This window comes from Allobosea sp., assembly GCF_017308075.1.
GTDB lineage: Bacteria > Pseudomonadota > Alphaproteobacteria > Rhizobiales > Beijerinckiaceae > Allobosea.
This window is the reverse complement of the sequence record NZ_JAFKFX010000057.1, coordinates 12576-35098: the sequence shown is the minus strand read 5'-3', so window position 1 is coordinate 35098 and position 22523 is coordinate 12576. Positions and strand designations below refer to the sequence as shown.

General features: G+C 65.3%; 19 protein-coding genes and 3 pseudogenes. 3 read left to right on the top strand and 19 right to left on the bottom strand.

Annotated elements, in window-relative coordinates; genetic code table 11:
- Positions 1-135 (top strand): annotated as a pseudogene (locus J0J10_RS26115) (transposase); the annotation flags it as partial.
- A 75-nt stretch (positions 136-210) separates the two neighbouring features.
- On the opposite strand, the gene J0J10_RS26110 reads toward J0J10_RS26115, so the two are convergent.
- The 15 genes and pseudogenes from J0J10_RS26110 to J0J10_RS27110 all read right to left on the bottom strand — a co-directional run.
- Positions 211-1086 (bottom strand): MaoC/PaaZ C-terminal domain-containing protein, encoded by an 876-nt coding sequence (locus J0J10_RS26110; RefSeq protein ID WP_291650449.1) that lies wholly within the window; start codon positions 1084-1086, stop codon positions 211-213.
- Positions 1083-2705, bottom strand: coding sequence for an AMP-binding protein (locus J0J10_RS26105; RefSeq protein ID WP_291650448.1), 1623 nt, complete (start codon positions 2703-2705; stop codon positions 1083-1085). The genes J0J10_RS26110 and J0J10_RS26105 overlap by 4 nt, the downstream gene beginning before the upstream one ends.
- Positions 2706-2712: 7 nt before the next feature.
- A complete protein-coding gene (locus J0J10_RS26100) occupies positions 2713-3483 on the bottom strand; it encodes an enoyl-CoA hydratase/isomerase family protein (RefSeq protein WP_291650446.1) in 771 nt (256 codons plus the stop codon).
- A gap of 61 nt (positions 3484-3544) precedes the next feature.
- On the bottom strand, positions 3545-4276 hold the full coding sequence (locus tag J0J10_RS26095) for a GntR family transcriptional regulator (protein WP_291650444.1): 732 nt from the start codon (positions 4274-4276) through the stop codon (positions 3545-3547).
- Positions 4277-4331: 55 nt separating this feature from the next.
- Positions 4332-5867: an acyl-CoA synthetase gene (locus J0J10_RS26090; protein WP_291650441.1), complete on the bottom strand. Its 1536-nt coding sequence runs from the start codon at positions 5865-5867 to the stop codon at positions 4332-4334.
- Between the two features lie 102 nt (positions 5868-5969).
- Complete coding sequence (locus J0J10_RS26085) at positions 5970-7202, bottom strand: ABC transporter substrate-binding protein (protein WP_291650439.1); 1233 nt, start codon at positions 7200-7202, stop codon at positions 5970-5972.
- A 55-nt stretch (positions 7203-7257) separates the two neighbouring features.
- Positions 7258-8775 (bottom strand): aldehyde dehydrogenase, encoded by a 1518-nt coding sequence (locus J0J10_RS26080; protein WP_291650438.1) that lies wholly within the window; start codon positions 8773-8775, stop codon positions 7258-7260.
- A gap of 22 nt (positions 8776-8797) precedes the next feature.
- The gene (locus tag J0J10_RS26075; protein WP_291650435.1) at positions 8798-9496 is read right to left on the bottom strand and encodes an ABC transporter ATP-binding protein; all 699 of its coding nucleotides are present in this window, start codon (positions 9494-9496) and stop codon (positions 8798-8800) included.
- On the bottom strand, positions 9489-10265 hold the full coding sequence (locus tag J0J10_RS26070) for an ABC transporter ATP-binding protein (protein ID WP_291650433.1): 777 nt from the start codon (positions 10263-10265) through the stop codon (positions 9489-9491). The genes J0J10_RS26075 and J0J10_RS26070 overlap by 8 nt, the downstream gene beginning before the upstream one ends.
- Entirely contained in the window at positions 10262-11299 is a 1038-nt protein-coding gene (locus J0J10_RS26065; RefSeq protein ID WP_291650431.1) for a branched-chain amino acid ABC transporter permease, read from the bottom strand. Before J0J10_RS26065 ends, J0J10_RS26070 begins: the two co-directional genes overlap by 4 nt.
- 5 nt (positions 11300-11304) lie before the next feature.
- A complete protein-coding gene (locus J0J10_RS26060; RefSeq protein ID WP_291650429.1) occupies positions 11305-12180 on the bottom strand; it encodes a branched-chain amino acid ABC transporter permease in 876 nt (291 codons plus the stop codon).
- A gap of 93 nt (positions 12181-12273) precedes the next feature.
- Positions 12274-13086, bottom strand: coding sequence for an enoyl-CoA hydratase (locus J0J10_RS26055; RefSeq protein ID WP_465247257.1), 813 nt, complete (start codon positions 13084-13086; stop codon positions 12274-12276).
- A 110-nt stretch (positions 13087-13196) separates the two neighbouring features.
- Entirely contained in the window at positions 13197-13529 is a 333-nt protein-coding gene (locus tag J0J10_RS26050) for a hypothetical protein (RefSeq protein ID WP_291650453.1), read from the bottom strand.
- A gap of 117 nt (positions 13530-13646) precedes the next feature.
- Positions 13647-14066 (bottom strand): annotated as a pseudogene (locus tag J0J10_RS26045) (Mu transposase domain-containing protein); the annotation flags it as partial.
- A 14-nt stretch (positions 14067-14080) separates the two neighbouring features.
- Positions 14081-14266: pseudogene (locus tag J0J10_RS27110) on the bottom strand (IS3 family transposase); the annotation flags it as partial.
- 245 nt (positions 14267-14511) lie between these two features.
- On the opposite strand from J0J10_RS27110, the gene J0J10_RS26040 reads away from it, so the two are divergent.
- On the top strand, positions 14512-15495 hold the full coding sequence (locus tag J0J10_RS26040) for a zinc-dependent alcohol dehydrogenase family protein (RefSeq protein ID WP_291650425.1): 984 nt from the start codon (positions 14512-14514) through the stop codon (positions 15493-15495).
- Positions 15496-15551: 56 nt separating this feature from the next.
- Positions 15552-16535, top strand: coding sequence for an ABC transporter ATP-binding protein (locus J0J10_RS26035; protein WP_291650424.1), 984 nt, complete (start codon positions 15552-15554; stop codon positions 16533-16535).
- Here J0J10_RS26035 and mgtA read toward each other — a convergent pair.
- The 4 genes from mgtA to J0J10_RS26015 are packed head-to-tail and all read right to left on the bottom strand — an operon-like array spanning position 16507 to position 22307.
- The gene (gene mgtA, locus J0J10_RS26030; protein ID WP_291650422.1) at positions 16507-19104 is read right to left on the bottom strand and encodes a magnesium-translocating P-type ATPase; all 2598 of its coding nucleotides are present in this window, start codon (positions 19102-19104) and stop codon (positions 16507-16509) included. The two genes, J0J10_RS26035 and mgtA, sit on opposite strands and share 29 nt — an antisense overlap.
- Entirely contained in the window at positions 19101-19793 is a 693-nt protein-coding gene (locus J0J10_RS26025) for an ABC transporter ATP-binding protein (RefSeq protein ID WP_291650420.1), read from the bottom strand. Before J0J10_RS26025 ends, mgtA begins: the two co-directional genes overlap by 4 nt.
- Entirely contained in the window at positions 19786-21012 is a 1227-nt protein-coding gene (locus tag J0J10_RS26020) for an ABC transporter permease (protein WP_291650418.1), read from the bottom strand. Before J0J10_RS26020 ends, J0J10_RS26025 begins: the two co-directional genes overlap by 8 nt.
- Positions 21009-22307, bottom strand: a complete 1299-nt coding sequence (locus J0J10_RS26015) for an efflux RND transporter periplasmic adaptor subunit (RefSeq protein ID WP_291650416.1) — start codon at positions 22305-22307, stop codon at positions 21009-21011. Before J0J10_RS26015 ends, J0J10_RS26020 begins: the two co-directional genes overlap by 4 nt.
- Between the last annotated feature and the right edge of the window lie 216 nt (positions 22308-22523).

The window sequence follows — 22523 nt, the reverse complement described above, 5'->3', positions numbered from 1 at the left end:
CGCAGCCGAAACGCCATCGAGCGCATGTTCTGACGCCTAAAGGACTTCCGCCGCGTCGCAACACGCTACGACCGTCTGGCCATCAACTTCCTCGCCGCCGTCTGCATCGCCGCGACCGTCAGCTACTGGTTATGAGTCCGGGCCCTAGCCTAACCGATATTGAACTCAGCCTCGCTTCGGAACTTCCTGCAAAATGGGTGGCCTCGCCGGTCAAGCAAGGGTGGCGCTCCCGTCGGCGAGGACGACGGCACCATTGCCGTCGGTAACCTGGAAGCGCCAGGTCCCGGCAGCGGCAGCCTCCACTGCAATAAACAGCTCGCTTCCTGCGAAGGCGGGCGTCGCGAAACGTCCGCCGAGGCGGCGCAGGCGGCTTGGGTCGCCATCCGCCAAGAGGTCTATCAAGGCGCGCCCGGCGGCCGCCCAGGTGCAGGTGCCGTGGAGCAGCGTATCGGGCAGGCCGGCCGCCCGCGCCCGGCTTCGCTCGGTATGGATCGGGTTCCAGATCGCTGCAGCCTCCGTGTAGAGGTGCGGCAGGGCGCGATTGACGATGAGCAGTGATTGAGAAGCGGCGGCGGTGAACGGGCCCTTCAACAGATCAGGCGGTGTGGCGACGGCACGGTCGGGCGCGTTGGGAAAGCGATCGAGGAAAATGCCGCAGAACCAGCTCTCGGCTACCGGCGTACCGGTCTGAACGCAGCAGGTGGATAGACGGGTCGCCACATACGTACCGAGCCGGGTACGGCGCACGCAGCCGATCTCCCCGGTCGTTGCAATTTGCATCCCGGGCCGCATAGGCGCGAGAAAGGTGCTGTCCTGCTGCACGTGCAGGCAGGCCCACATACCGGCATCATCCATGGCCAGCGCATCGCGATAGGCGCGGCCGTTCATGATCTCCCATTCCGGCACGACCACGAACGGTGGCAGCCCCAGGATACCTCCGGGGCGCAGGTCGTCCATATAGACGTCGTCTGTCGCTCCCACCGCGGCGGCGAAGCTCATCAGCCGGCGCGGCGTGAGTGCAGTCTCGACCGGCCCGAGCCGGGTGCCGCAACAGGCGGTGTTGAGCAAGGGAAAGGCCTCGGTCACTGGCGCCTCCTGTAGTCGTTCTGCTCGCGGTCCCACGCCTCTCGGATGCCGTAGTCGCGCAGTTCGACCTTTGTCACCTTGCCGGTGGGGGTCTTGGGCAGCGGCGCCTCCCGCAGCATGACGTAGCGCGGGACGCAGAAATACGGCAACCGTTCCTGCAGGAAGTCGAGGAGTGCCTCCGGGGCGAGGATCGCCTTCGCCTTCAGCACGACGACCGCGAGCACCTCCTGCTCACCATCCACGGCAGGGACGCCCAGGACAGCCGCCTCTTCCACGGCGCTGTGGCAGAGGATTTGTTGCTCTACCTCGAAGGAGGCGATGTTCTCGCCGCGCCTGCGAATGCAGTCCTTCATCCGGTCGAGGAAGCGGAAATGCCCCGGCGGGCTCTCGACGAACAGGTCGCCGGTGTGGAACCACAGGTTCCGCCAGGCATTCACCGTGGCCTCGGCATTGTTCCAGTAGCCCGCGCTGAGCCGCCAGGGAGCCTCGTCGCGCACCACGAGCTCTCCCGGTGTGCCCGGTGGAAGCGGAAGGTCGCCGGCATCCACCACCCTGACCTGAGCGTAGGGTCGCGGACGCAGCGGTAGCGGCTCGCACATGCGCGAGAAGCCCCCTGTGTGCAGCGGCACGCTCACCTCGGTCATATTGAACCAGCTCATCACCTCGACGCCGAAGCGCTCGCAGAAATCGCCGACATTCTCGAGCAGCGGAACCATAAGCACCTTGCGTAGCGGGTGGTCGCGATCATCCGCTGCGGCCGGGCGGCCGGCGATGAAGCTGGCCACCGTGCCGAGCATCATGGTGACGGTAGCGCCATAGCGCCGGACATCGCTCCAGAAGGCCCCGGCACTGAACTTGGCGCGCACCGCCAGGGTAGCTCCGGCAAGCAGCGCTGCACCAAGACAGTGCGGCAAGCTCACATGGCACATCGGATTGGTCATGTAGAACACGTCCGACCTGTCGAGGTATTGAGCAACTGTCTGGGCAGTCTGCCAGCCCTGGGCATGAGTGTAGGCTACAGCCTTCGACGGCCCGGTAGTGCCGGAGGTATAGAAGACCGACATCGTGGCCGACGCGTCCGGCCGCGCGATGCCGGCGAGCATTGCCGGATCGCCGGGCGCACGCCACAGGTCCACGAACCGCTCGCCGAAGCCACAGGAGACCGCAGGAGGGGCGTCACTGAGGCCGTGGAAAACGATGGTATTGTCCAGCAGGGCACGCTCAGGCAGCTCTCGGAGCTTAGCCGCCTGTGCCTCGTCGACCACGAAGGCGTCGGGGGCGGCAAGCCGGAGTTGGTGCTCCAATATGTCGCCCATGTAGAGCTGGTTGATCAGCACGGAGACGGCGCCGAGGCGTGCGAGCGCAAGCCAGGCAAGGGCATAATCGAGCCCATTCTCCATCAGGATGACGCACCGCCGCTCCGGCCCGATACCATGGGCGGCGAACACGGCAGCAAGCCGGTCGATTGTCTTCAGCGTCTCGGCATAGGTCAGGCTGCGCTCGTCTTCGCGCAGGAACACGCAGGACGGGTGGGAGCGGGCGTGGCGGGCGATGGTCTCGGGAAAGGTCTCGGGGAGCGCGACCGCGCCGTGGGGCGCAAGGCGCGTGCGGTCGGACATGGCCGTCTCACCCACGACGCAGGAAAGCGTCGATGCTGGCGCGGTGCGCGTCAGTGGACTGGCTCAGCACATACTGCTCGAGATCCATGTAGCTGACCGCGTGGTTGAGCGGCCCGGCGGACTGGTTCACCGCGTGCTTGGTCATGCGCAGCGGGGCTTGTGGCATGGTCATGAGGCTGTCAGCCAGCACGCGCGCCGCCTCCAGCGCCTCGCCGGGCCCGCACTGCCTGTCGATCAAGCCCCATTCGAGCGCCTCCTGCGCACCAATGGTCTCGGCAAGCATGATGAGCCGGCGCGCCCGCGCCGGCCCCACCAGGGCAACGAGCCGCGGCAGGCTCTGCCAGCTCATGTTCATGCCATGGCGCAGTTCCGGCGCACTGAAAGTTGCCGCGCTGGAAGCGACACGGAAATCGAGCGCCGCGGCGAAGGCGATTCCACCGCCTATACAGTGGCCCTCGACCGCCGCGATGGTGACTGCGTCCAGATCTTCCCACGCCTTGCAGGCACGCGCACCGACGGCATGGATCTGAAGGCGTTGCTCCACGCCGAACTGTTCGAACGAGCTGACCTCTGCCTGGCGCAGGTTCATGCCGGCAGAAAAGGCGGCGGCCGATCCCGTGACGACCACCACCCGCAGCTCGCGATCCGCCTGTAGGACGTGGGCGGTGCGCCATAGCTCCTCCAGCATGGCGTAGGACATGAGGTTGACGCGCCCGGCTCCGATAAGGCGCACGACGGCCAGCGCCGGCTCAGGGCGCTCCAATGCGAGATGTTCCAAGTCTGCCTCCGTGATGGGCGCGCAACAATCGCCCGCCGCGGGCGGGCCGCATCGCCTGCGACTAGATCGTGTGTTCGTTTTGCAGGATGCGGTGGGCGAAACTCTCGAGATAGATGAAGAGCTGCTCGATCGCGGCCGCCGCCATCGCCTCGTCGCCAGCGGCAACGGCATCCATCACCGCGAGATGGTGGTTGATCGCGATCTGCGCCTCATCCGGCAGCCATTGGTGCCGATAGTAGTACCAGAAGCGGCGCGAGAGAGCGTGCATCGGCGCGATGATGTTGCCGACGAACGGGTTGCGAGACGCCTCGACGATCAGGTCCTTGTAGGCCCGGTCGGCATAGACGAAGACGGCCTGCTCCGGCTCCATCATGCCGGCGCGCAGATCGGCCGCGAGTTGCGCCATGGTCTCGCGCTGCTGCGGCGTCGAGCGCTTGGCGGCACGCACAGCCATGAAGATCTCGAGCTGCCGGCGCAGGTCCAGGAGGTGAAGGTATGCCTTCACCTCCACCTCGGTGACGAAGGCCCCCTTGCGCGGCAGGATCTCAATGAGCTGATCGACGGCGAGGCGTCGAAAGGCCTCGCGCACAGGGGTGCGGCTGATTCCCAATTCCTGGCTGAGCTGGTGCTCGGAAAGCGCAAAGCCGGGCGGATATTTGAGCTGCACGATGCGCGCCTCGATGATCTTGTAGGCGCGGTCCGCGAACGAGATGACGTCCTCGCCCGACTCCTCAGATGCCCCGGCCGAAAGAGTCGGGTCGGCATTCGTATCGGCGAAAGCAAGCTTGCTCATGGGTCTCTCTGGTTCGACATCGGCAGCTGGAAACCTCTGCTGGGTAAGTCCCAGCCTAGCGCATCTCGCTCTGCGAGAGTTGAACCAGCTTTAGCCGATCCACCTTTCCGGTTGCGTTGCGGGGCAGACGCTCGGTGAAGGAGATGTATTTGGGTACCTTGTATCCGGCGATCTGGCCGCGGCAATATGTGAGGATCCGATCAGCGGTTAAAGGCTGGCCGGAATCACAAACCACGAACGCGCGGCCTACTTCGCCCCACTTATCATCTGCCTCGGCGATCACCGCGACTTCGATGATTCCATCGAATCTTTCGAGCACGCGCTCTACTTCAGCCGGAAATACGTTTTCGCCGCCGGAAATGTACATGTTTTTACATCGGTCGACAATGTAGAAGTAACCGTCCGCGTCCTGCCGCGCCATGTCGCCCGTGCGGAACCAACCGTCGCGGAATGCGGCGCGGCTGTCCTGTGGTCGGTTCCAGTAGCCGGTTGTAATGGATGGGCCACGCAGGCACAGCTCACCGATCTCGCCCTTGGCGACGGGCAAGCCGTCCTGGTCCGCGATCATGGTTTGTGCGTGCACGACCGGTAGGCCGGCTGAGCCGAGTTTGTCGAAGCCGCGTTCGGCGGCGAGGATGGTGACAGTCGGCCCTGTCTCCGTCATGCCGAAGGTCTGCTGCATGGCAACGCCCTTATCCGCATAGGCCTGCAGCAGCGGGATCGGCATGGGCGCACCGCCGACGCCGAGGCTGCGCACGCCGCGCAAGTCCGCCTGCGCGAAATCGGGAAGCTGGCGCATGAAGAGATAGTTCGCCGGCACGCCGAAGCAGTGAGTGACCGGCCGCTCCTCCCGCGACAGCAGCGCCAGGGCGCGGGCCGGATCGAACCGCCGCATCACAGTGACGCAGCCGCCCGCATGCAGCACCGGGTTGGCGGGCAGGTTTAGCCCGCTGGTGTGGAACATGGGTAGGAATGTGAGGCCATGGCTATCCCGCGTCACCCCGGTGGCGAAGCCATAGTTGAGCGCGTGGAACAGCACCATCTGGTAGGAGATGAGCACGCCCTTGGGCTGTCCGGTCGTTCCGGAAGTGTAGATCAGAGTCCAGGTCTCGTCGATTGTGCCATCCCGGCGAGGGCCGCGCGGGGCGCAGCCGGCGATGGCGTCCTCGTAGAGGCAGGGCTTCCCCCATTCGTTCGTCTCGACCGTGGTGACCCCGGCGGACGGTGCCACCTCCGCCGCCATGGCCGCGAACTCGTTGTCGTGCAGCAGGAGGCGCGCGCCGCAATCCCTGAGTACGCTCAGCACTTCAGGCGCGGCGAACCGCACGTTCAGCGGGACGAACAGCGCGCCGATGCGCATGCAGGCGAACTGCACTTCGAGAATGCTGGTGGAATTGTGCGCCAGCGTAGCGACGCGGTCGCCTGGCCTGATCCCGAGCTCGTCGCCCAAATAGGTCGCGAGCGCGCCCACTCTGCGATTCAGCTCCCGGTAGGTGAAGCTGCGGCCGGAAGCATCATCCACCAAGGCAAGACGGTCAGGCTGGCTTTCCGCGTGGCAGGCGATCCAGTCGAAGATGGCAATCTGTGTCATGGTCCATTGGCCGGTTGAGATCCCGCCGCTGCGCGGGCAGCCCGCGGCGTCGCTGGGATGGATATAGAGCGGCGCCCCACGGTGGCGGGGCGCCGCGGCTTGTCACTGGGTAGAGAGGTCGCCCTTGCGCTCGGTCGCGGGCACCACGATCTCGGTCCCCTTCGCCACCGAGACCAACTCGTAGATGTCCCCTGGCTCCTTCGCTGTATTGGGGGCCTTCATGCGGAAGACGAAGAAGTCCTGGACCCACTGATGGTCCTTGCCGCGGATCACCATCGGATTCGGCTTCAGCGCGTCCTTCACCTCGAAGTCCTCGAGCGCCTTGACGATTTTGTCGGTGTCCGTGGAGCCAGCCCGAGTGATCGCACGCAGCGTCTCGCGCACGCCCAGATAGGCGTTGACGGCATTGGTCGTCGGCACCGGATACTGCGCCTTGGGATAGAGCTGCTGGTACTTTTCCTTGAAGGCGGCAGCATCCTTGGCCGGCACCTGGTAGTGCCATTCCCCCCCGGCGAGGGCGATGAGTTGGTTCTTCTCCGGTCCGATCGCCCAGCTGTCCTCGAAGTCGAGGAGCGGCACGACGATCTTCGTCGCCTTGTGGAGTTCGAACTCCCAGATCTGCTCGAACAATGCGGTGGCGTCCACGCCGGCGACGTTCACCACCAGCATGTCCGGCTTGGCGTTGCGGATAGCGATGATCTGGCTGGAGAAGTCACGCGTGTTCAGCGGCACCTTGATCTCGCCGACCTCGGAGACCCCGCCCGCCGTCTTGAAGACGCGCCGTTGCTCGGCGGTCTGAGCGTGACCGAAGGAATAGTCATGGGTGAGGAACATCACTGTCTTGCCGAGCTTGGCGGCCTCGGGGATGACGGCGTTCGCGATCATGCTGCTGGGAGCGGGCACGAGGAACGAATACTTGTTCGCCTTGCTCGTTACCAACTCTTCGGCGTTGGGATCGATGGCGAGATTGATCACCTTGTTGCGTTGGGCGAACTCGAACATGGCGGCGCTCACCGCGCTGCCGCCGCCGTTCACGAAGAAGGCGACCTTGTCGTGCTCGAGCATCTGGGTGGCCTTACGCGTGGCCTGGGCGGGCGTCCCGGCGTCCTCGTAGGCCACTTCCACCTTGCGGCCGAGTACGCCGCCAGCCGCATTCACCTCGGCCACCGCCATATCGATGCCGAGGCGCTCGCTCACGCCGAGGAAGCCGTAGTTGCCGCTCAGCGGCAACAGCGCCCCCACCTTCAGCGTCTCCTGGGCTTGAGCGGCCGAGATCAGGAAGGCGGCGCTCGCCGCCACCGCAATGCCCTGCGATAGTCTGGACCAAATCGTCATGTCGTTTCCTCCTTAGTCTTCTATGATTTTTGGTTCCCGCGTCGGTCGAAACGGGTCAGCGCAAGCTGATCCAGACCGTCTTGAGCTGCGTGTACTTGTCGAGCGCATGCAGTGAGCGGTCGCGGCCGAAGCCTGACTGCTTCACGCCGCCGAAGGGCACGCTCATGTCGCCGGCGTCGTAGCAGTTCACCCACACGAGGCCCGACTTCAGCCGCTGCCCGAGCCGGAGGGCGCGGTTCAGGTCACGCGTCCACACCGCAGCGGCGAGCCCGTACATGGAAGCATTGGCGATACCGATCGCTTCTTCCTCGCTGTCGAAGCTGATCACCGACAACACCGGCCCGAAGATCTCCTCCTGGGCGATGCGCATGTCGGGGGCGACCCCGTCGAAGATCGTCGGCTGCACGAAGCTGCCGCCGGCCACCGGTTCAGCCGTCCCGCCGCCAGTCGCGAGCCTCGCCCCCTCGCTGTTGCCGATCTCGATGTAGTCGAGCACCCGGCGCATCTGTTCGGCGCTCGCCATCGCGCCGAGGATCGCAGCCGGATCCAGCGGGTCGGCGGGACGCAGCCGCTCGCTGAACGCCACCAGCTTTTCGACGAACTCTTCCTTGATCGCGCTGTGGACAAGCAGCCGCGAGCCCGCATTGCAGACCTGGCCCTGGTTGAAGAAGATGCCCATGGCCGCCGCCTTGACGGCCGCGTCCATGTCGTAGGCGTCGTCGAACACGATGTTCGGGCTCTTGCCGCCGCATTCGAGCCAGACCTGCTTCATGTTCGACTGGGCGGAGTAGTTGAGGAAATGCTTGCCGACTTGCGTCGAGCCGGTGAAGGCGAGCACATCGACGTCCGGATGGAGACCCAGCGCCTTGCCCGCGGTCTCGCCGAAGCCGGTCACCACGTTGAAGACGCCGGGGGGCACACCGGCCTCGCTCGCCAGCTCGGCCACGCGCAGGGCGCTGAGCGGCGACTGTTCGGCGGGCTTCAGCACCAGGCTGTTGCCGGTGGCGAGTGCGGGCGCAAACTTCCACGCCGCCATCAGGAGCGGAAAGTTCCAGGGCACGACCGCCCCCACCACGCCCACGGGCTCGCGCCGTACCAGCGCGAGAGACTTGGCGCCCGTAGGGGCCACCTCGTCGTAGATCTTGTCGATGGCCTCGGCGTTCCAGGCGATGGCCTCTTCCACCTGCACCATGTCCACGCTTCGCGAGAAGCGGATCGGCTTGCCCACGTCGAGCGTCTCGAGCAGCGCCAGCTCATCGGCGTGCTCGCGCACGAGCTGGGCGAAGCGCTGCAGCACCTTCTTGCGCTGCGCAGGGGCCATGTTAGACCACACGCCGGCTTCGAATGCGGCGCGCGCCGCTTTCACGGCCCGGTCCACGTCCTCCGCCTCGCCGGCGGCGACGGCGGTGAGGACACGACCATCGATCGGGCTTACGCAATCGAAGGTGCGGCCCGATGCAGCGGGCTCGAAACGCCCGTCAATGAATAGCTGGCTGCGAATGGCGAGGGCCGCGGCGCGCTCGGACCACTGGTCGCGCGTCGTTTCGGGCCGTCGCGAAGGCTTGGTGCTCATGATCATCTATCCTGGCGGGGGGTCACACGCCGAGCAGCTCGGCGCGCAGCTTCTCGTCGGCACGGATGTCATCCGCCGTGCCCTCGGCAACCACGCTGCCGTGGTCGAGCACGTAGCAGCGGTCCGCGAGGGCCAGCGCGACGTTGATGTTCTGCTCGACCAGGAGCACGGTCATGGCCTCCTGCTTCAATCGGGCAATGGCGTGGACCAACTCCTCGACCACGATGGGAGCGAGGCCCTCGGTCGGCTCGTCGAGCATGACGAGGTCCGGATTGCCCATCAGCGCGCGGGCAATGGTCAGCATTTGCTGCTCGCCGCCGCTGAGGTTGCCGCCACTGCGGTCGCGCAGCGTCTTCAGCTTGGGGAAGACTTCGTAGACGCGCTCCAAGGACCATTGCGCCGGCCCGGAGCCCTTCTTCTGCCCGAGCCGCAGGTTTTCCTCGACCGTAAGCACGGGGAAGATGCGGCGGTCCTCCGGCACCAGGGCGATGCCCGACCGTGCGATGCGATAGGGCACCTGGCGGTGGATGTTCTCTGCCTTGAACCGGATGGTGCCGCTGCGGGGAGCCGTAAGTCCCATGATGGAGCGCAGCGTCGTCGTCTTGCCCGCGCCATTGCGGCCAAGCAGCGACACGCACTCGCCGGCGCTCACCCGCAGGCTAACGCCGAACAGTACATGGGCATTGCCGTAGAAGGTGTTGATCTCATGGACCTCAAGCATGGGCGGCCCTCTCCTGCGGCAGGTCGTAGCGTCCGGTGCCGAGATAGGCCGCCTGAACCAGGGGGCTGGCCTGGATCTCTGCGGGCGTGCCGGAGGCAAGCAGGCGGCCCTGGCTCAGCACGAGGATGGTGTCCGAGATCGAAAGCACCACCGACATGTGATGCTCCACCAGCACCACGGTGAGCTCCTGCGCCAGCTCGCGCACGAACTCGCCCATCACCGAGCTCTCGTACATGCCTAGGCCGCTCATCGGCTCGTCGAGGAGCAGCGTCTTGGGCCGGGTGGCAAGCGACAGGCCGATCTCAAGGTGGCGGCGATGGCCATGGGAGAGGTCACAGGCCCGCACCTTGCGCTTCTCCTGGAGACGAACCCGCTCGATGACGGCGCTCAGCTCGTCTTCCACCGGACCGTGCCGATCCGGCGCGCAGAACAGGTATGCGGAGCGGCCGTGGCGGCGCTGCACCGCAGCCCGGATGTTCTCTTCCACCGTCAGCGTGTCGAACACGTTGAGGATCTGGAAGGTGCGGGTGAGCCCGGCGCGCACCTTCTGGTGCACCGGCATCCGCGTGACATCCTGGCCGTCGAAGAACACCTTGCCGCGGGTCGGCTGGTAGAGGCCCGTAAGCAGATTGAAGAAGGAGGTCTTGCCGGCTCCATTGGGGCCGATGATGGATGTGAGGCGCCCGGCAGCAATCTCCACACTCACATCGTCCACCGGCTTCACCGCGCCGAACTGTACCGAGAGGTTTTCCGTCTTTAGGCTGCTCATGGCGCAGTCCCCCGGGCCGGCGCGACATGGGCGGAGGAAGCAGGCTCGGAAGCGGAGCCCGAGGACCGGCGCAAGACAGACGCGAACCGCGCGAGGGCTTCAGGGAGGCCGTTCGGGAATGCCGTCACCACCAGGATGAAGATCAACCCGAAGAAGAACATCCAGTGCTCGGTATAGCTGCTGATGAGATCTTGCGCCCCGACGAACACCGCGGCACCGAGGATGGGGCCAAAGAAGCTGGACAGGCCGCCACCGAGCAAGGTGAGGATGACGATGTTGCCGGATTCGATCCAGAACAGGTTCTGCGGATAGGCGGCGTACTGGAACCAGGCGTAGAGTCCGCCGGCAAGACCGGAAAGGGCGCCCGAAATCGCCATGGCGGCGAGCTTGTAGCGGGCCGTGTCATAGCCGAGATACTGGGTGCGCAGTTCGTTGCTCTTGATCGCCGCAAGCAGGCTGCCGAAGGGCGAATGCGTGATCCGCCAGATCACCCAAAGTGCCACCATGAAGATGGCCAGGATGAAGTAATAGAAGGTGAGCTGGTCATTGAGGTTCAGTCCGAACGGCGCCGGGCGGCGCAGACCGGTGAGGCCGGTTTCTCCGCCGGTGAGACCGTCCCAGCGCAAGGCCACGATGTAGAACATCTGGCCGAAGGCGAGCGTCAGCAGCCCGAAATAGATGCCGCGCTTCTTCATCACCAGCAGGCCAACCAGCAGCGCCGCGCACAAGCCGGCAGCGAACGCGACGGCGAGGCCGGTCGCAGCGCCGTCAATGCCGTAATTCTGGGCGATGCCGACGGCATATGCGCCCGATCCGAAGAACGCCGCGTGGCCGAAGGAAGCCAGGCCCGTGGTGCCGAGTAGAATATTATAGCTCATCGCAAACAAGGCGATGATCAGGATCTCGGTGCCGAGGCTGAAGCTGATGCCGAGCGCCTGGAGCACGGCCGGCAGCACGACGAACATGCCGAGCAGCAGGCCGAAGGTAATGGTGGGCCGCGAAAGGGCGGAGATTGGGGCAGTCTGGCGGGTCACGCGCGTCACTCCAGCACACTGCGCGTGCCGAGGAGGCCACGCGGTCGATAAAGCAGAACCGCCGCCGCCAATACGTACATCATGAGGTCCGAGAAGCGCGGCACGAACATGACGGCGAGCGAGTTGGTGATCCCGACGAGCAGGCCGCCCAGGACGCTGCCCCAAAAGCTGCCCATGCCGCCGATGACCACAATGAGGAAGGCCGGCAGCAGAGCGTCGAGGCCCATCTGCGGGCGCACGCTCCACAGCGGCGCGGCGATGATGCCGGCGAGCGCCGCCATGGCCGCCGCGAGTCCAAACACTAGGGCGCGGATGAAGGGTAGGTTTTTGCCTAGGATGCCCACCATCTCGCTGTCATGCGAACCGGCCCTGATCATGGCGCCAAACGGCGTCTTCGCCAGGAACAGCCAGACGGAGAAAATCGCGGCCAGGGCGAACCCGCCCATAAAGAGGCGGTATTTGGAGTAGATCATAAAACCGAGGTCGATGCTGCCCTTGGCGAGATCCGGCGCCGCGATGGAAAAGGCGAGCTTGCCCCAGATCATCTGGATCAGGTCCTCTCCCATCATGGCGATGCCGAACGTCAGTAGGAGGACGAACAGAGGATCCTTGCCGTACAGGCGGCGAATGAAGGCCTGCTCCAGGAGGATGCCGATCAGTCCGACCAGGAGCGGCGCGATGATTAGCGCCGGCCAGTACCCCACGACCTTCAACAAGGAGAGCGCCAGATAAGCCCCCAGCGCGAACAGCAGCCCGTGGGCGAAGTTGATGACGCCCATGACGCTGAGCACCATCGTGAATCCCGTAGCGACCAGGGCCAGGATCAGGCCCAGAATCACGCCGTTGGTCAGTTGACTGACCACCTCTGCAAGGGTCGGCATGCGCGTTCCTCCAGGCACACGCCCACAATCGGCGCCAAGGCGCCGGCGGCAGGGTGCGTGCACGTGTTGTTCGGATCTTACTTGTTCTTGGTGTTACTTGCCCGTGAACCGGGCGGGACGCCGCTCGAGAAAGTGAGCAACGCCTTCCTTGAAGTCTTCGCTCTGGATGCTGTCGTACATTTCGCGATTGGCGTCGGCGATCGCGGCGCCGAGATCACAGAACGGCGCATCCCAGATCTGGCGCTTCATGATCCGCACGGATCGAGGCGAGACCTCGGTGGCGAGGGCAGTGGCAAGCGCATGGGCCGCGGGCAAGAGCTCGTCGGGCGCCAGCACACGCGAGACCAGACCCATGGCGAGAGCCTCGGCGGCGTCGATCTTGCGCGAGGTGAGCAGTAGATCGATGGCGTTGGCGTGGCCGACTATCCGCGGAAGTATCCAGGCTATGCCATGCTCCGCGATGAGACCGCGCTTTGCGAATGCGGTCGCAAACACCGCGCTTTCCGACGCCAGCCGAAAATCGCTGTAGAGCGCCATGACGAGCCCGAGGCCAGCGGTCGCACCGTTGATGGCACTGATGATGGGTTTGCCCGTGGCCGGGAAATAGGAATAGCGCGTCTGGTAGTCGGCGCGGCGGTTCATGTCATAGGGGCGCATCCAGTCCTGTCGCCGGATGTCGTCCGGCGGAAGCACTTCCAGCTCTTCCATGTCCATCCCGGCGCAGAAGGCCCGCCCCTCCCCCGTGAGGATGATCGCACCCACGGCAGGATCCGCGTCCGCCTGCTCCACCGCCGCGCGCAGCTCGTTCTCCAGCACCTGGGTGAGGGCATTCATGCGGCTCGGACGATTGAGGCGAATAGTCGCCACAGCCCCGTCGACGCTGCAAGTCAACTGATTGAAAGCCACTTTTTCCTCCGCCGGCCGCGCATTCGCGCTGGTCATTATCGTTCGCTTCAAAACGGATCACTAATGGTACATCAATCGTATGTCAACGCCGCTGATCCACCCCCGTTCAATTAGCCCGCTCTGAAGCCTGTCTCTTGGCAGACAGAAGGACTGGGATACCGAAGAAGCGCCACAAGCCCGAAGTGATCGTCGCGAAGCTGCGCCAGGTCGATGTGTTGGTCTTGCAGGGGCAATCCGTTCCGCGCGAACCAGGCTGCAGCCTTTGACAGGTTATCGAGCTCGTAGCGCAGGCGCTGGTTCACGCGACGAAGACGGTCCAGCTCTTCGCGCTCGGCCGTCGTCGCGCCATAGCTGCGCTTGCCGCTATCGCGATCAAGCTGACGGACCCAGTTCGCGATGAACTGCGCGGTCGGTTCGAACTCCCGCGACAGCTCCTCAGGCACTCGCCCGGATCGAGCCCACTCGACCATCTGCCGCCGGAACTCCGGCAGATACGCAGCTCGAAAACGCGGTATCGGACACTCCAGAAGATGACTTCAAGGGTGCCCATCCGCGCCCGGAAGATGGCGCAGGTGCTGGAATGTCTCGGGCAGGTGCCAGCCCTGGAGGGCCGCCGCCTGGTCGAGCGCGTTCCGCTTCATCTCAATCAGCGCCAGATAGTGCAGCGGATCGGCGACGAACACACCGGTCCCGTTAGCTGCCTGGATGCCGGGCGATCTCCTAGCCCCGGCACAGCATCACGACCTCATCGACGAAGCCCTTCACCACCACGTCCTGGAAGCCATAGGCCGTCGGCACCGAGTAGTCGTTCAATCGATAGCGGACCAGCGCCGCCGACGAGACCCGCCCGGCACGCTTCTCGCGCCGCTCCAGCGGCACCGCCGGCAACGAGCGCAAGACCTCACGATCGCCGACGAGCCGCTCGCCGATCGTCTGCGCGTGTCGACCGACCGCTCACTCTGCCGCCGGCAGCAGGTCTCAGGGCCAGCCCCTGAGACCGGATACGTTGATGCGGAGCGATCATGCCAATCAGACGACACCCGTGCAGACGGGGCGGGCCATACGTTTTTGGGATGTCGCGCTCCTCGGTGACCCGCTGCAGCTCGCGCTTCAGCCGGCGAACCTCAGCGGCCTACTCGTCATCGCGGGCCGTGGAAGGCTTCGCGTACCGCTTGTTCCAGCCGACGGAAATCCGCCGGTGAACTTCGCAGTCGCGGCTGCGCGCATGCGATCAATCGCTGAGAACGCCTCTTCGCCGAGCGTCTCTTCCCCGGGCCAAGCCGCTTGGCGTCAAGGAATGCATGACCTCTCCCTTCTAGACTTCCGCCAGCATGCGCTCCGAAAGCCACGCGCTCCTTGAGCTTGGTCAAAGCCGAAACTTCTTCGCTCAAGTAGGTTTGCTCGCGCATAGAGCGGGGAAACCCCATGAAGGCGATGGTTCTGGACGCTGTCGGCCGCCCGCTCGTCGAAGAGATGCGCCCCGATCCCCTGCCCGGCGCCGGAACACTGCGGATCAAGGTCGAGGCTTGTGCGATCTGCCGCACCGATCTTCATGTCGTCGACGGTGAACTGCCCGGTCTGCATTGCCCGCGTATTCCGGGCCATGAAGTCGTCGGCCGGGTCGATCTGGTCGGAACGGGCGTCGCCCGGGAATGGATCGGTCGGCGCGTCGGCCTCGGCTGGCTGGCGCATACATGCGGGCATTGCGCCTATTGCCGCACGCTCCGGGAGAATTTGTGCGACGCACCAGAATTCACCGGCTTTACCTGCGATGGCGGCTTCGCCACCCATGTCGTCGCCGATGCGGCCTATGTCTTCCCCCTGGATGAGTTCCCCGACCCCGTCGCTGCCGCGCCACTGATGTGCGCCGGGCTGATCGGCTGGCGCAGCCTGCGCTGTGCCGGCGCCGCCCGGCGGATCGGCCTGTTCGGCTTCGGCGCGGCCGCGCACATTCTTGCGCAAATCTGCCGCTGGCAGGGCCGCGAGGTCTATGCTTTCACCCGCCCGGGCGACGAAGCGGCGCAAGCCCATGCCCGCTCGCTCGGAGCGCGTTGGGCGGGAAGCTCCGAGGAGATTCCGCCGGAACCGCTCGACGCCGCCCTGATCTTCGCCCCGGTCGGGGCGCTGGTCCCGCTGGCCTTGCGCGCCGTCGCCAAGGGCGGGCGCGTCGTCTGCGGCGGCATCCATATGAGCGACATCCCGAGCTTCGCTTACGACCTGCTCTGGCAGGAACGTGAACTGGTCTCGGTCGCCAATCTCACCCGGGCGGACGGCCGGGAATTCCTGTCCGTCGCGCGCCAGGCCGATATCAGGACGAAAACCACGGTCTACCCGCTGGAACGGGCGAACGAGGCTCTGTCGGATCTGCGCTCCGGCCGGTTGCAAGGCGCGGCGGTCCTGCTGCCATGAAGCTCCCGCGGCTCATAGCGTCGATAGCGGAGCCCCCGCGCCAGCACGCCGAGAGCTTGCTCCTCCCCGCCTCGTTCCTGCGTTTTGTGATCTGGTCGGGGGGCTGGCATCAGGCAGCGGTCTGCGCCCTGTCCGTTGCGGTCTTCCTTCTCAATGCCTTTCCGATCGAGACGCAACGGCGGATCATCGACACAGCCGTCCATGCCGGCCCGCTCTCCACGATCCTGACGCTCGCCGCCGTACAGCTCGCGATCTTGGTGGCCTTCGGGCTGGCGAAACTGGTGATGAACGTCTATCGCGCCTGGCTCGGCGAATACGCCACCCGGGATCTGCGACTTGTCGTCACGAGGCGCCTCGAAGGGTTGAGCGCCGAGGACAGCCCGCTCAGCAGCGGGACCGGCCTCGCGATGATCCTCGCCGAGGCGGATGACATCGGCGCCTTCGTGGGCTCGAGCCTGAGCCTGCCGATCGTCGAGATCGGCTTTCTGGCAAGCGTCTTCATCTATCTCGCCGTACTCGACATCAAGATGATGTTCGTCAGCATTCTTATTCTGACACCGCAATTCGTGTTCGTGCCGCTGATGCAGCGAGCGATCAACCGCCGGGTGGCGCAGCGCACCCGTATTCTGCGGCATTTCGGCGATGAGATCCTGTCGCCCTCGAAATCAGAATCAAGCGTGCGCCGCCTGGACGAGGTCTTCTCGATCAACCTCGGAATCTTCGAGATCAAGTTCTCGCTCAACTTTCTGATGAACCTGACATACTCCTTGGGCAACCTGCTCGTTCTCGGCATCGGCTGCGTCCTGGTCGTGCAAGAGCAGACCGAGATAGCCACCGTCGTCACCTTCCTGTCGGCAACCGGGCGGATCGTCGATCCGTGGAACGACGTGGTCGACTGGGCACGCAACCTCGCCTTGACCACGGTCAAGTACGGTCTCGTCACGCGAGCGCTCGACGCTTCGCCGGGAAGTCCGGCTTCGCTGGCAGGACAGCCTCCTGACGCGCCGGGGCTCAGAACGGCCGGAAGCGACGGAACGTGAGTTCGCTGGAGCGCGCGCGTCCTCCTCGCCTCCCCGGCCGGATCGCGTACGGCTTCAGGATCTCGGCGCAGGCGAGGTAGAGGGCCGCGATTGCCAGGATCGTGACCAGAAGCGGCACCGAGAGCGCGACGAAGCCGAAAGGCTGCCCGAGAGGCGTCAGGGCTAGGACCAACGCGACGGCGAGAGCGCCGAGCGAGGTTGCGACGAGGATGCGGTGCGGCCGGCTTCGCCAGCAGGGAGCCGCCGTGCGGATGACGAAGATCACCAGGATCTGCGTGAGGATCGACTCGACGAACCAGGCCGTCCTGAACGTCTCGACGCCGGCGCCAAAAATGCCGAGCAGGACGGCGAAGGTTGCCGCATCGAAAAGCGACGACAATGGTCCCATCACCAGTGTGAAGCGCAGTACGGCGCTCATGTCCCAATGTTGCGGCCTGGCGAGATCGGCAGCGTCAGCTTCATCGAAGGGAATGCCGACCTCGGAAAGATCATAGAGCATGTTGTTGATCAGGATCTGCAGCGGGTTGAGTGGCAGGAACGGCAGCACCATCGAAGCCAGCGCCATGGAGAGCATGTTCCCGAAATTCGAGCTCGTGCCCATGCGGACATACTTCATGATGTTCGCGTAGGTGCGCCGGCCCTCGGCGATGCCCTGTGCGAGCACGCCGAGATCGGGCGCGAGCAGGACGATCGCCGCGGCCTCACGCGCAACTTCGATACCGCCCTCGACGGAGAGACCGACATCAGCGGCGTGAATGGCCGGAGCATCGTTGATACCGTCGCCGATGAAACCGACCGTGTGCCCTGCCTTGCGCAACGCCAGCACGATGCGCGCCTTTTGCTCCGGCGCGACCCGCACGAAGAGGTCGACATGGCGAACGCGGGACGCCAGGGCGGCATCCCCCAATGCAGCGATCTCCTCGCCGGTCATCAGGCCCCGCGCAGGCAGCGACAGCGTTTCGGCCAGATGGCGGACGACGGGAGCCGCATCTCCGGAGATCACCTTGACGCGCACGCCAGCCACCGCGAGCTCTCGGATCGCCACACCGGCCGAAGCCTTGGGTGGATCGATAAAGGCGGCGCAACCGGTAAAGACGAGCCCGGCCTCATCATCGCGAGACAGCTCCACGGTGCCCGCCGGCATCCGCCTATGGGCGACACCGAGCAGGCGCAGCCCCTCCGCTCCCTTGCCTTCGATCAGGGCGAGGAGCCGTTTCCGGCAGGCATCGTCGAGCTCGCCGGCATCGCCATCCACGCGCTCGAACCGGTCGCACAGGGCGAGCAAGGCTTCGGGCGCACCCTTGACGATCATTTCCCGCTCGTCGCCCCTCGCCACGAGGACCGAGGATCGCCGCCGCTGGAAATCGAACGGCAGATCGGCCAGGCAACGCCAGGAGCCGTCCCCCTCTCCCGCGCTGGCGAGCAGAGCTGTATCGAGATTGTTGCGCAGCCCGCTGCAAAAGCGGCTGTTCAGACAGGCAAGCTCCGTAACGCGCGCACTTTCGACTCCGTCACAGCCGAAGCTTCCGACATGGGCGATCCGCGCTTCCGTCAGCGTCCCGGTCTTGTCGGTGCAAAGCACGTCCATCGCCCCGAGATCGTGAATTGCGGAGAGGCGCTTCACCACGACCTGACGCTGGGCCATTCGCATCGCACCGCGCGCGAGCGTCACCGTCATCACCACCGGCAGCAGTTCCGGCGTCAGGCCTACGGCCAGCGCGACGGCGAACAGGAAGCTCTCGATCGACAGACCATTGCGTACGAGCTGGGTCAGCAAGACGAACAGCACCAGGAAGCCGGTCAGGCGCAGGATCAGCATGCCGAGGCCGTGGACGCCGCGCTCGAAGGCTGTGGGCGGCTCGCCCGCCTGCATGGATCGGGCGATCGAGCCGAGCCGGGTATCGGCGCCCGTCGCGGCGACGAGCATACGGGCCTCGCCGGCGACCAGGCTCGTCCCGCCGAAAAGCGCCGCATCGCTGCCGTCAGCCCCAGGATCGGCGGCAGCCGCCAGCTTCTCGACCGGAAATGGCTCGCCGGTGAGCACCGCCTCGTCGGCCATCGCATCCTTGCTGTCGAGGATCAGGCCGTCCGCCGGGATCAGATCGCCCGCATGGAGGATGACGACGTCTCCCGCAACCACCTCCCGCAGCGGAATTTCGACGGTTCTTCCGCTCCGAAGGACCGCGACCCGGACCGCGACGGTGCGGCGCAGTGCGTCGACGGCGTTCTCTGCCTGTGTTTGCTGGACGACGTCGAGGGCGATCGAAGCCAGCACGATGAGAACGATGATGATCAGGCTCTGCCAATCGCCTGTCGCGCCCGAGATCAACGCAGCGATCAGAAGGATCGCGATCAGAGGCTCGACGAGCCGCTTGGCGATCTTGAACGGCAGCCCGCGCCGCAGGCTGGTCACCGCGACATTGGGCCCGCAGCGACGCAGCCGTTCGGCCGCCTCGCTGCCGCTCAAGCCGTCCGGTGTCGCGCCGAGGCGCTGCTGCAATTGCGTCCGGCCTTCGCGCCAGAACGCCCCTTCGCCTGGCGTGGCCACCGTCACGGGCTCCGACGTCATTCCGGGCTCCCGCCAATGCGCCCATCGACCACTGTGATGATCCGATCGCAGCGACGGGCAAGGTCCATGTTGTGGGTGACGATCAGGAAGCTTGTGCCGGAGCGTGCATTCTCCTCGCGCATCAAGGTGAACACGACCTCGGCCGATTTGCTGTCGAGGTTCCCCGTAGGCTCGTCGGCAAGGATGAGATCAGGCTGCATGGCCAATGCCCGCGCCACCGCGACACGCTGCTGCTGCCCGCCCGACATGTTGAGCGCGCCATTGTTCGCGAACTGGGCGATTCCCATCCGGTCCAGCAGATGGCGGCCTCGTGCCTCGATCGCCTCCGTCACATGTCCGCGCGACACCACCATCGGCATCATCACGTTCTCAAGGGCGGTGAATGCCGAGATCAGCAGATGCGACTGGAAGACGAAGCCGATCCGGTGACCGCGCAGATGCGTGATCTGGGCATCGTCGAGCTCGCTGGTCTTACGGCCTGCGATAGCCAGTTCGCCGCTGGTTGGACGATCGAGCAGGCCGATGATGTTGAGGAGCGTGCTCTTGCCTGAGCCCGAGGGGCCGACCAGCGCGACGAAGCCGCCGCTCTCCAGCTCGAGATCGATCCCGTGCAGCACCTCCGTCTCGGTCGACAGGCCGACCGCATAGGATTTCCGTACGTCCTTCAGCGCCAGGATGGGTTCAGCCACGGATCGCCTCCACCGGATCGAGCCGCGAGGCCCTCAGCGCCGGCGCCATCGCCGCCGCGACGCCCGTCAATGTGGCGAGCAGTGCGGTCGCGACAAAAAGGCTTGGCTCGATGATCAGCGGGAACAACTCGCTGCCATCCGCCTGCCGCGCCATGCTGTGCCAGTAGACCAGTGCCGCCGCCCCGAGCACCGACCCGCCAAGCGAGCCGGCAAAGCCGAGCAAGCCGCCCTGGAGCAGGAAGAGACGCAGAATCTGCCCGCGCGTTGCGCCCATCGCGCGCAGGATGCCGATGTCCTTCGAGCGCTGGATCACCGACACCACGAGCACCGCGGCGATGCCGAAAGCGACCGAGAGTCCCACGAAGAGGCGTATCAGCGTGTTGGTGTATTTCTGGGCCTGCACGGCCGTGAAGAACTGGGCGTTGGTCTTGATCCAGCTATCGGCTTCGACAGCATTCGAGGACTCGATCTCGCGCGCGATGTTCTCCGCGTCGTAGATATTATTGATCGTCAGCCCTATCTCGGTCACGCCGCCGAGAACGCCGAGCAAGGATTGCGCGGTGCGCAGCGCGACATAGGTGTTGCGCTGGTTCGCGCCCTTGTTGCCGAGATCAAACAGAGCCGTCACCGTAAGCGTCCGGCGCGCTCCGCCATTGCTGCTCACAATAATCTTGTCGCCGAGACTCGCGCCGAGATCGCGCGCGAGATCCGTCCCGATCAGGATATCGTCGCTGGTCAGACGCAATTGGCCTGCCACGATATAGTCCGACAGTCGAACGACCTTGAGATAGCTCTCCGGCTGGATACCGACGACCGAGACGGACCGGCTGGCGTCTCCGCGGATCGCCAGGGCCGAGCCCGTCATGCTTGCCGCGACGGCCCTGACTGCAGGGAGCGCTTCCATGCGATGCGCAATCGCTTGCCACTGATCGATCGAAATCACGCGCTGGCTCGGACGCTGCACGATGGCGTCCTCGATCTCACTCGAGCCGTTACGCAGGGGCCGCGCGATCTGGTTCGGCGGGAGGAGCTGGATCTGCGCCTGGGAGGTCAGCACGCGCTTGATGAAATTCGCCTCGAGCCCCGCGAGCATCGCCGACATGAAGACGATGACGGCGACGCCGATGGTGATCCCGCCGACGATGAAGCCCGTCTGCAACCGCCCCTCGCCGAGAAAGCGCAGCGCGCCGATCCAAACGAAGGAGAGCCAGCGCATCATGGCCGGATCGCCCTGATCCTCTGACCGGTCACCGCCCCGGAACCGATCGGTATCACCGCATCGCCAGCTTCGAGCCCATCGACGATTTCGACGCTGCTCTGCCCGCGCAAGCCAAGCTTGACCGGACGTTTCACGGCGCGCCCCTTGCTCAGCCCCAGGACCCAGGGCGAAGCCGTGCCCGCATCGTGAACGTCGCGCACTGGAACGACGAGTGTGTCCGTACGCCTAGCCGTCTCGATATCGACCGAGACGGTCATGTCCTGGCGCAGATAGGCCGGCGGCTCGGGAACCCCCAGCTTGACCTCGACGGAAGCCCGCGCGATGTCGACGCCCGGGTTGATGTAGACGACCTTCGCCTGCATGCGCCCATCGGGATAGGCATCGGCGGAAGCCAACGCCGCTTGACCCAGCTTGATGAGGCCGAGATTGCGCTCGTCAAGCTGGATCACGAGCTGCGTTTCCCCGGCAGGCGCCAGCACCATCAGAGCCTTGCCGGGCTGCACGACCGTGCCGCGCTCCACGGCCCGCGAAATCAGGACACCCGCTCGTGGGGCGGTTATCGTCGCGTATGCAAGGCGCGACGCGGCACTGTCGAGATTCGCGCGCGCCTGCGCCAGTTGGGTATCCACCATGACGGCATCGCTGCCGCCCGAGCTGGCGGTGAAAACCTGCAATTCCGCGCTGCGCACCAATGTGCGCGCGACATCGAGAGCCTTCTTCGCGTCGTCGACCGCGGCATGCGTCTGGGCTCCCCTATTCAGGAGTTGTGTCGCACGGTCGTACGAATGCTGCGCATTGAGCAAAACGGCCTGAGCCTGAGCGAGCGCCTCCTTCGCCGAAGGCAGAGTGAGCTCCTGCAATTGCCGTTCTCGCGCTTCAGCTTGCGCCAAGGTCCCCTGTGCCTGCACGAGCGCGGCCTTGAGTTCGCGGCTGTCCAGAAGGATCAAGGCCTGGCCTTTCACCACAGCCTGGCCTTGATCGACCAAGACCTCGTCCACGGTCCCGGTGATCTGGCTGCCGATCTCGACGCGATAAGGGGTCTCGACATGGCCGCTGGCGACCACGGTCTGGACGAGATCGCCACGCCGCACGATGTCGACCGCAACGGCCGGGCCGATCAGTATGCGGGTGGCCTGCCACATTCCGACTGCGGTTGCGATCGCCGCCACGAGGACGAACCAGCGATGCGACCAGAGAGCGCCGAGGACGCGCCGAGCGCCGCCGGCCTCCTTGCTCGCCCCGAGCAGGCGAATATCCGGCTGCTGCGCCGGCTGATCCATCACGCGCTGGTCCATGGTTTCGTCGCTGCGGACAGCGTTCCGGCCGGGCGCATCATCCGGGATCGGCTCGCTCGCCTTGGTTCGATGGAGGACAGCGGATCGGACTGAAGCGCCGGCAACATGGCCGCTCTCCGAATTTGTCGAGACGTTTCAGCCTGCCGCGAACCGGCCGCTTCGCATTTGATGCAACGCAAAACCAAACGGATTCGGCGTCGTTTGATAAAAATCAAT

Excerpts from the sequence above, each read along its gene's own strand:
- mgtA (WP_291650422.1), bottom strand. The coding sequence starts at position 19,104 with ATGACGTCGGAGCCCGTGACGGTGGCCACGCCAGGCGAAGGGGCGTTC.
- J0J10_RS26020 (WP_291650418.1), bottom strand. The coding sequence starts at position 21,012 with ATGATGCGCTGGCTCTCCTTCGTTTGGATCGGCGCGCTGCGCTTTCTC.
- J0J10_RS26015 (WP_291650416.1), bottom strand. The coding sequence starts at position 22,307 with ATGGACCAGCGCGTGATGGATCAGCCGGCGCAGCAGCCGGATATTCGC.
- J0J10_RS26075 (WP_291650435.1), bottom strand. The coding sequence starts at position 9,496 with ATGCTTGAGGTCCATGAGATCAACACCTTCTACGGCAATGCCCATGTA.
- J0J10_RS26070 (WP_291650433.1), bottom strand. The coding sequence starts at position 10,265 with ATGAGCAGCCTAAAGACGGAAAACCTCTCGGTACAGTTCGGCGCGGTG.
- J0J10_RS26060 (WP_291650429.1), bottom strand. The coding sequence starts at position 12,180 with ATGCCGACCCTTGCAGAGGTGGTCAGTCAACTGACCAACGGCGTGATT.
- J0J10_RS26040 (WP_291650425.1), top strand. The coding sequence starts at position 14,512 with ATGAAGGCGATGGTTCTGGACGCTGTCGGCCGCCCGCTCGTCGAAGAG.
- J0J10_RS26105 (WP_291650448.1), bottom strand. The coding sequence starts at position 2,705 with ATGTCCGACCGCACGCGCCTTGCGCCCCACGGCGCGGTCGCGCTCCCC.
- J0J10_RS26095 (WP_291650444.1), bottom strand. The coding sequence starts at position 4,276 with ATGAGCAAGCTTGCTTTCGCCGATACGAATGCCGACCCGACTCTTTCG.
- J0J10_RS26080 (WP_291650438.1), bottom strand. The coding sequence starts at position 8,775 with ATGAGCACCAAGCCTTCGCGACGGCCCGAAACGACGCGCGACCAGTGG.
- J0J10_RS26085 (WP_291650439.1), bottom strand. The coding sequence starts at position 7,202 with ATGACGATTTGGTCCAGACTATCGCAGGGCATTGCGGTGGCGGCGAGC.
- J0J10_RS26090 (WP_291650441.1), bottom strand. The coding sequence starts at position 5,867 with ATGACACAGATTGCCATCTTCGACTGGATCGCCTGCCACGCGGAAAGC.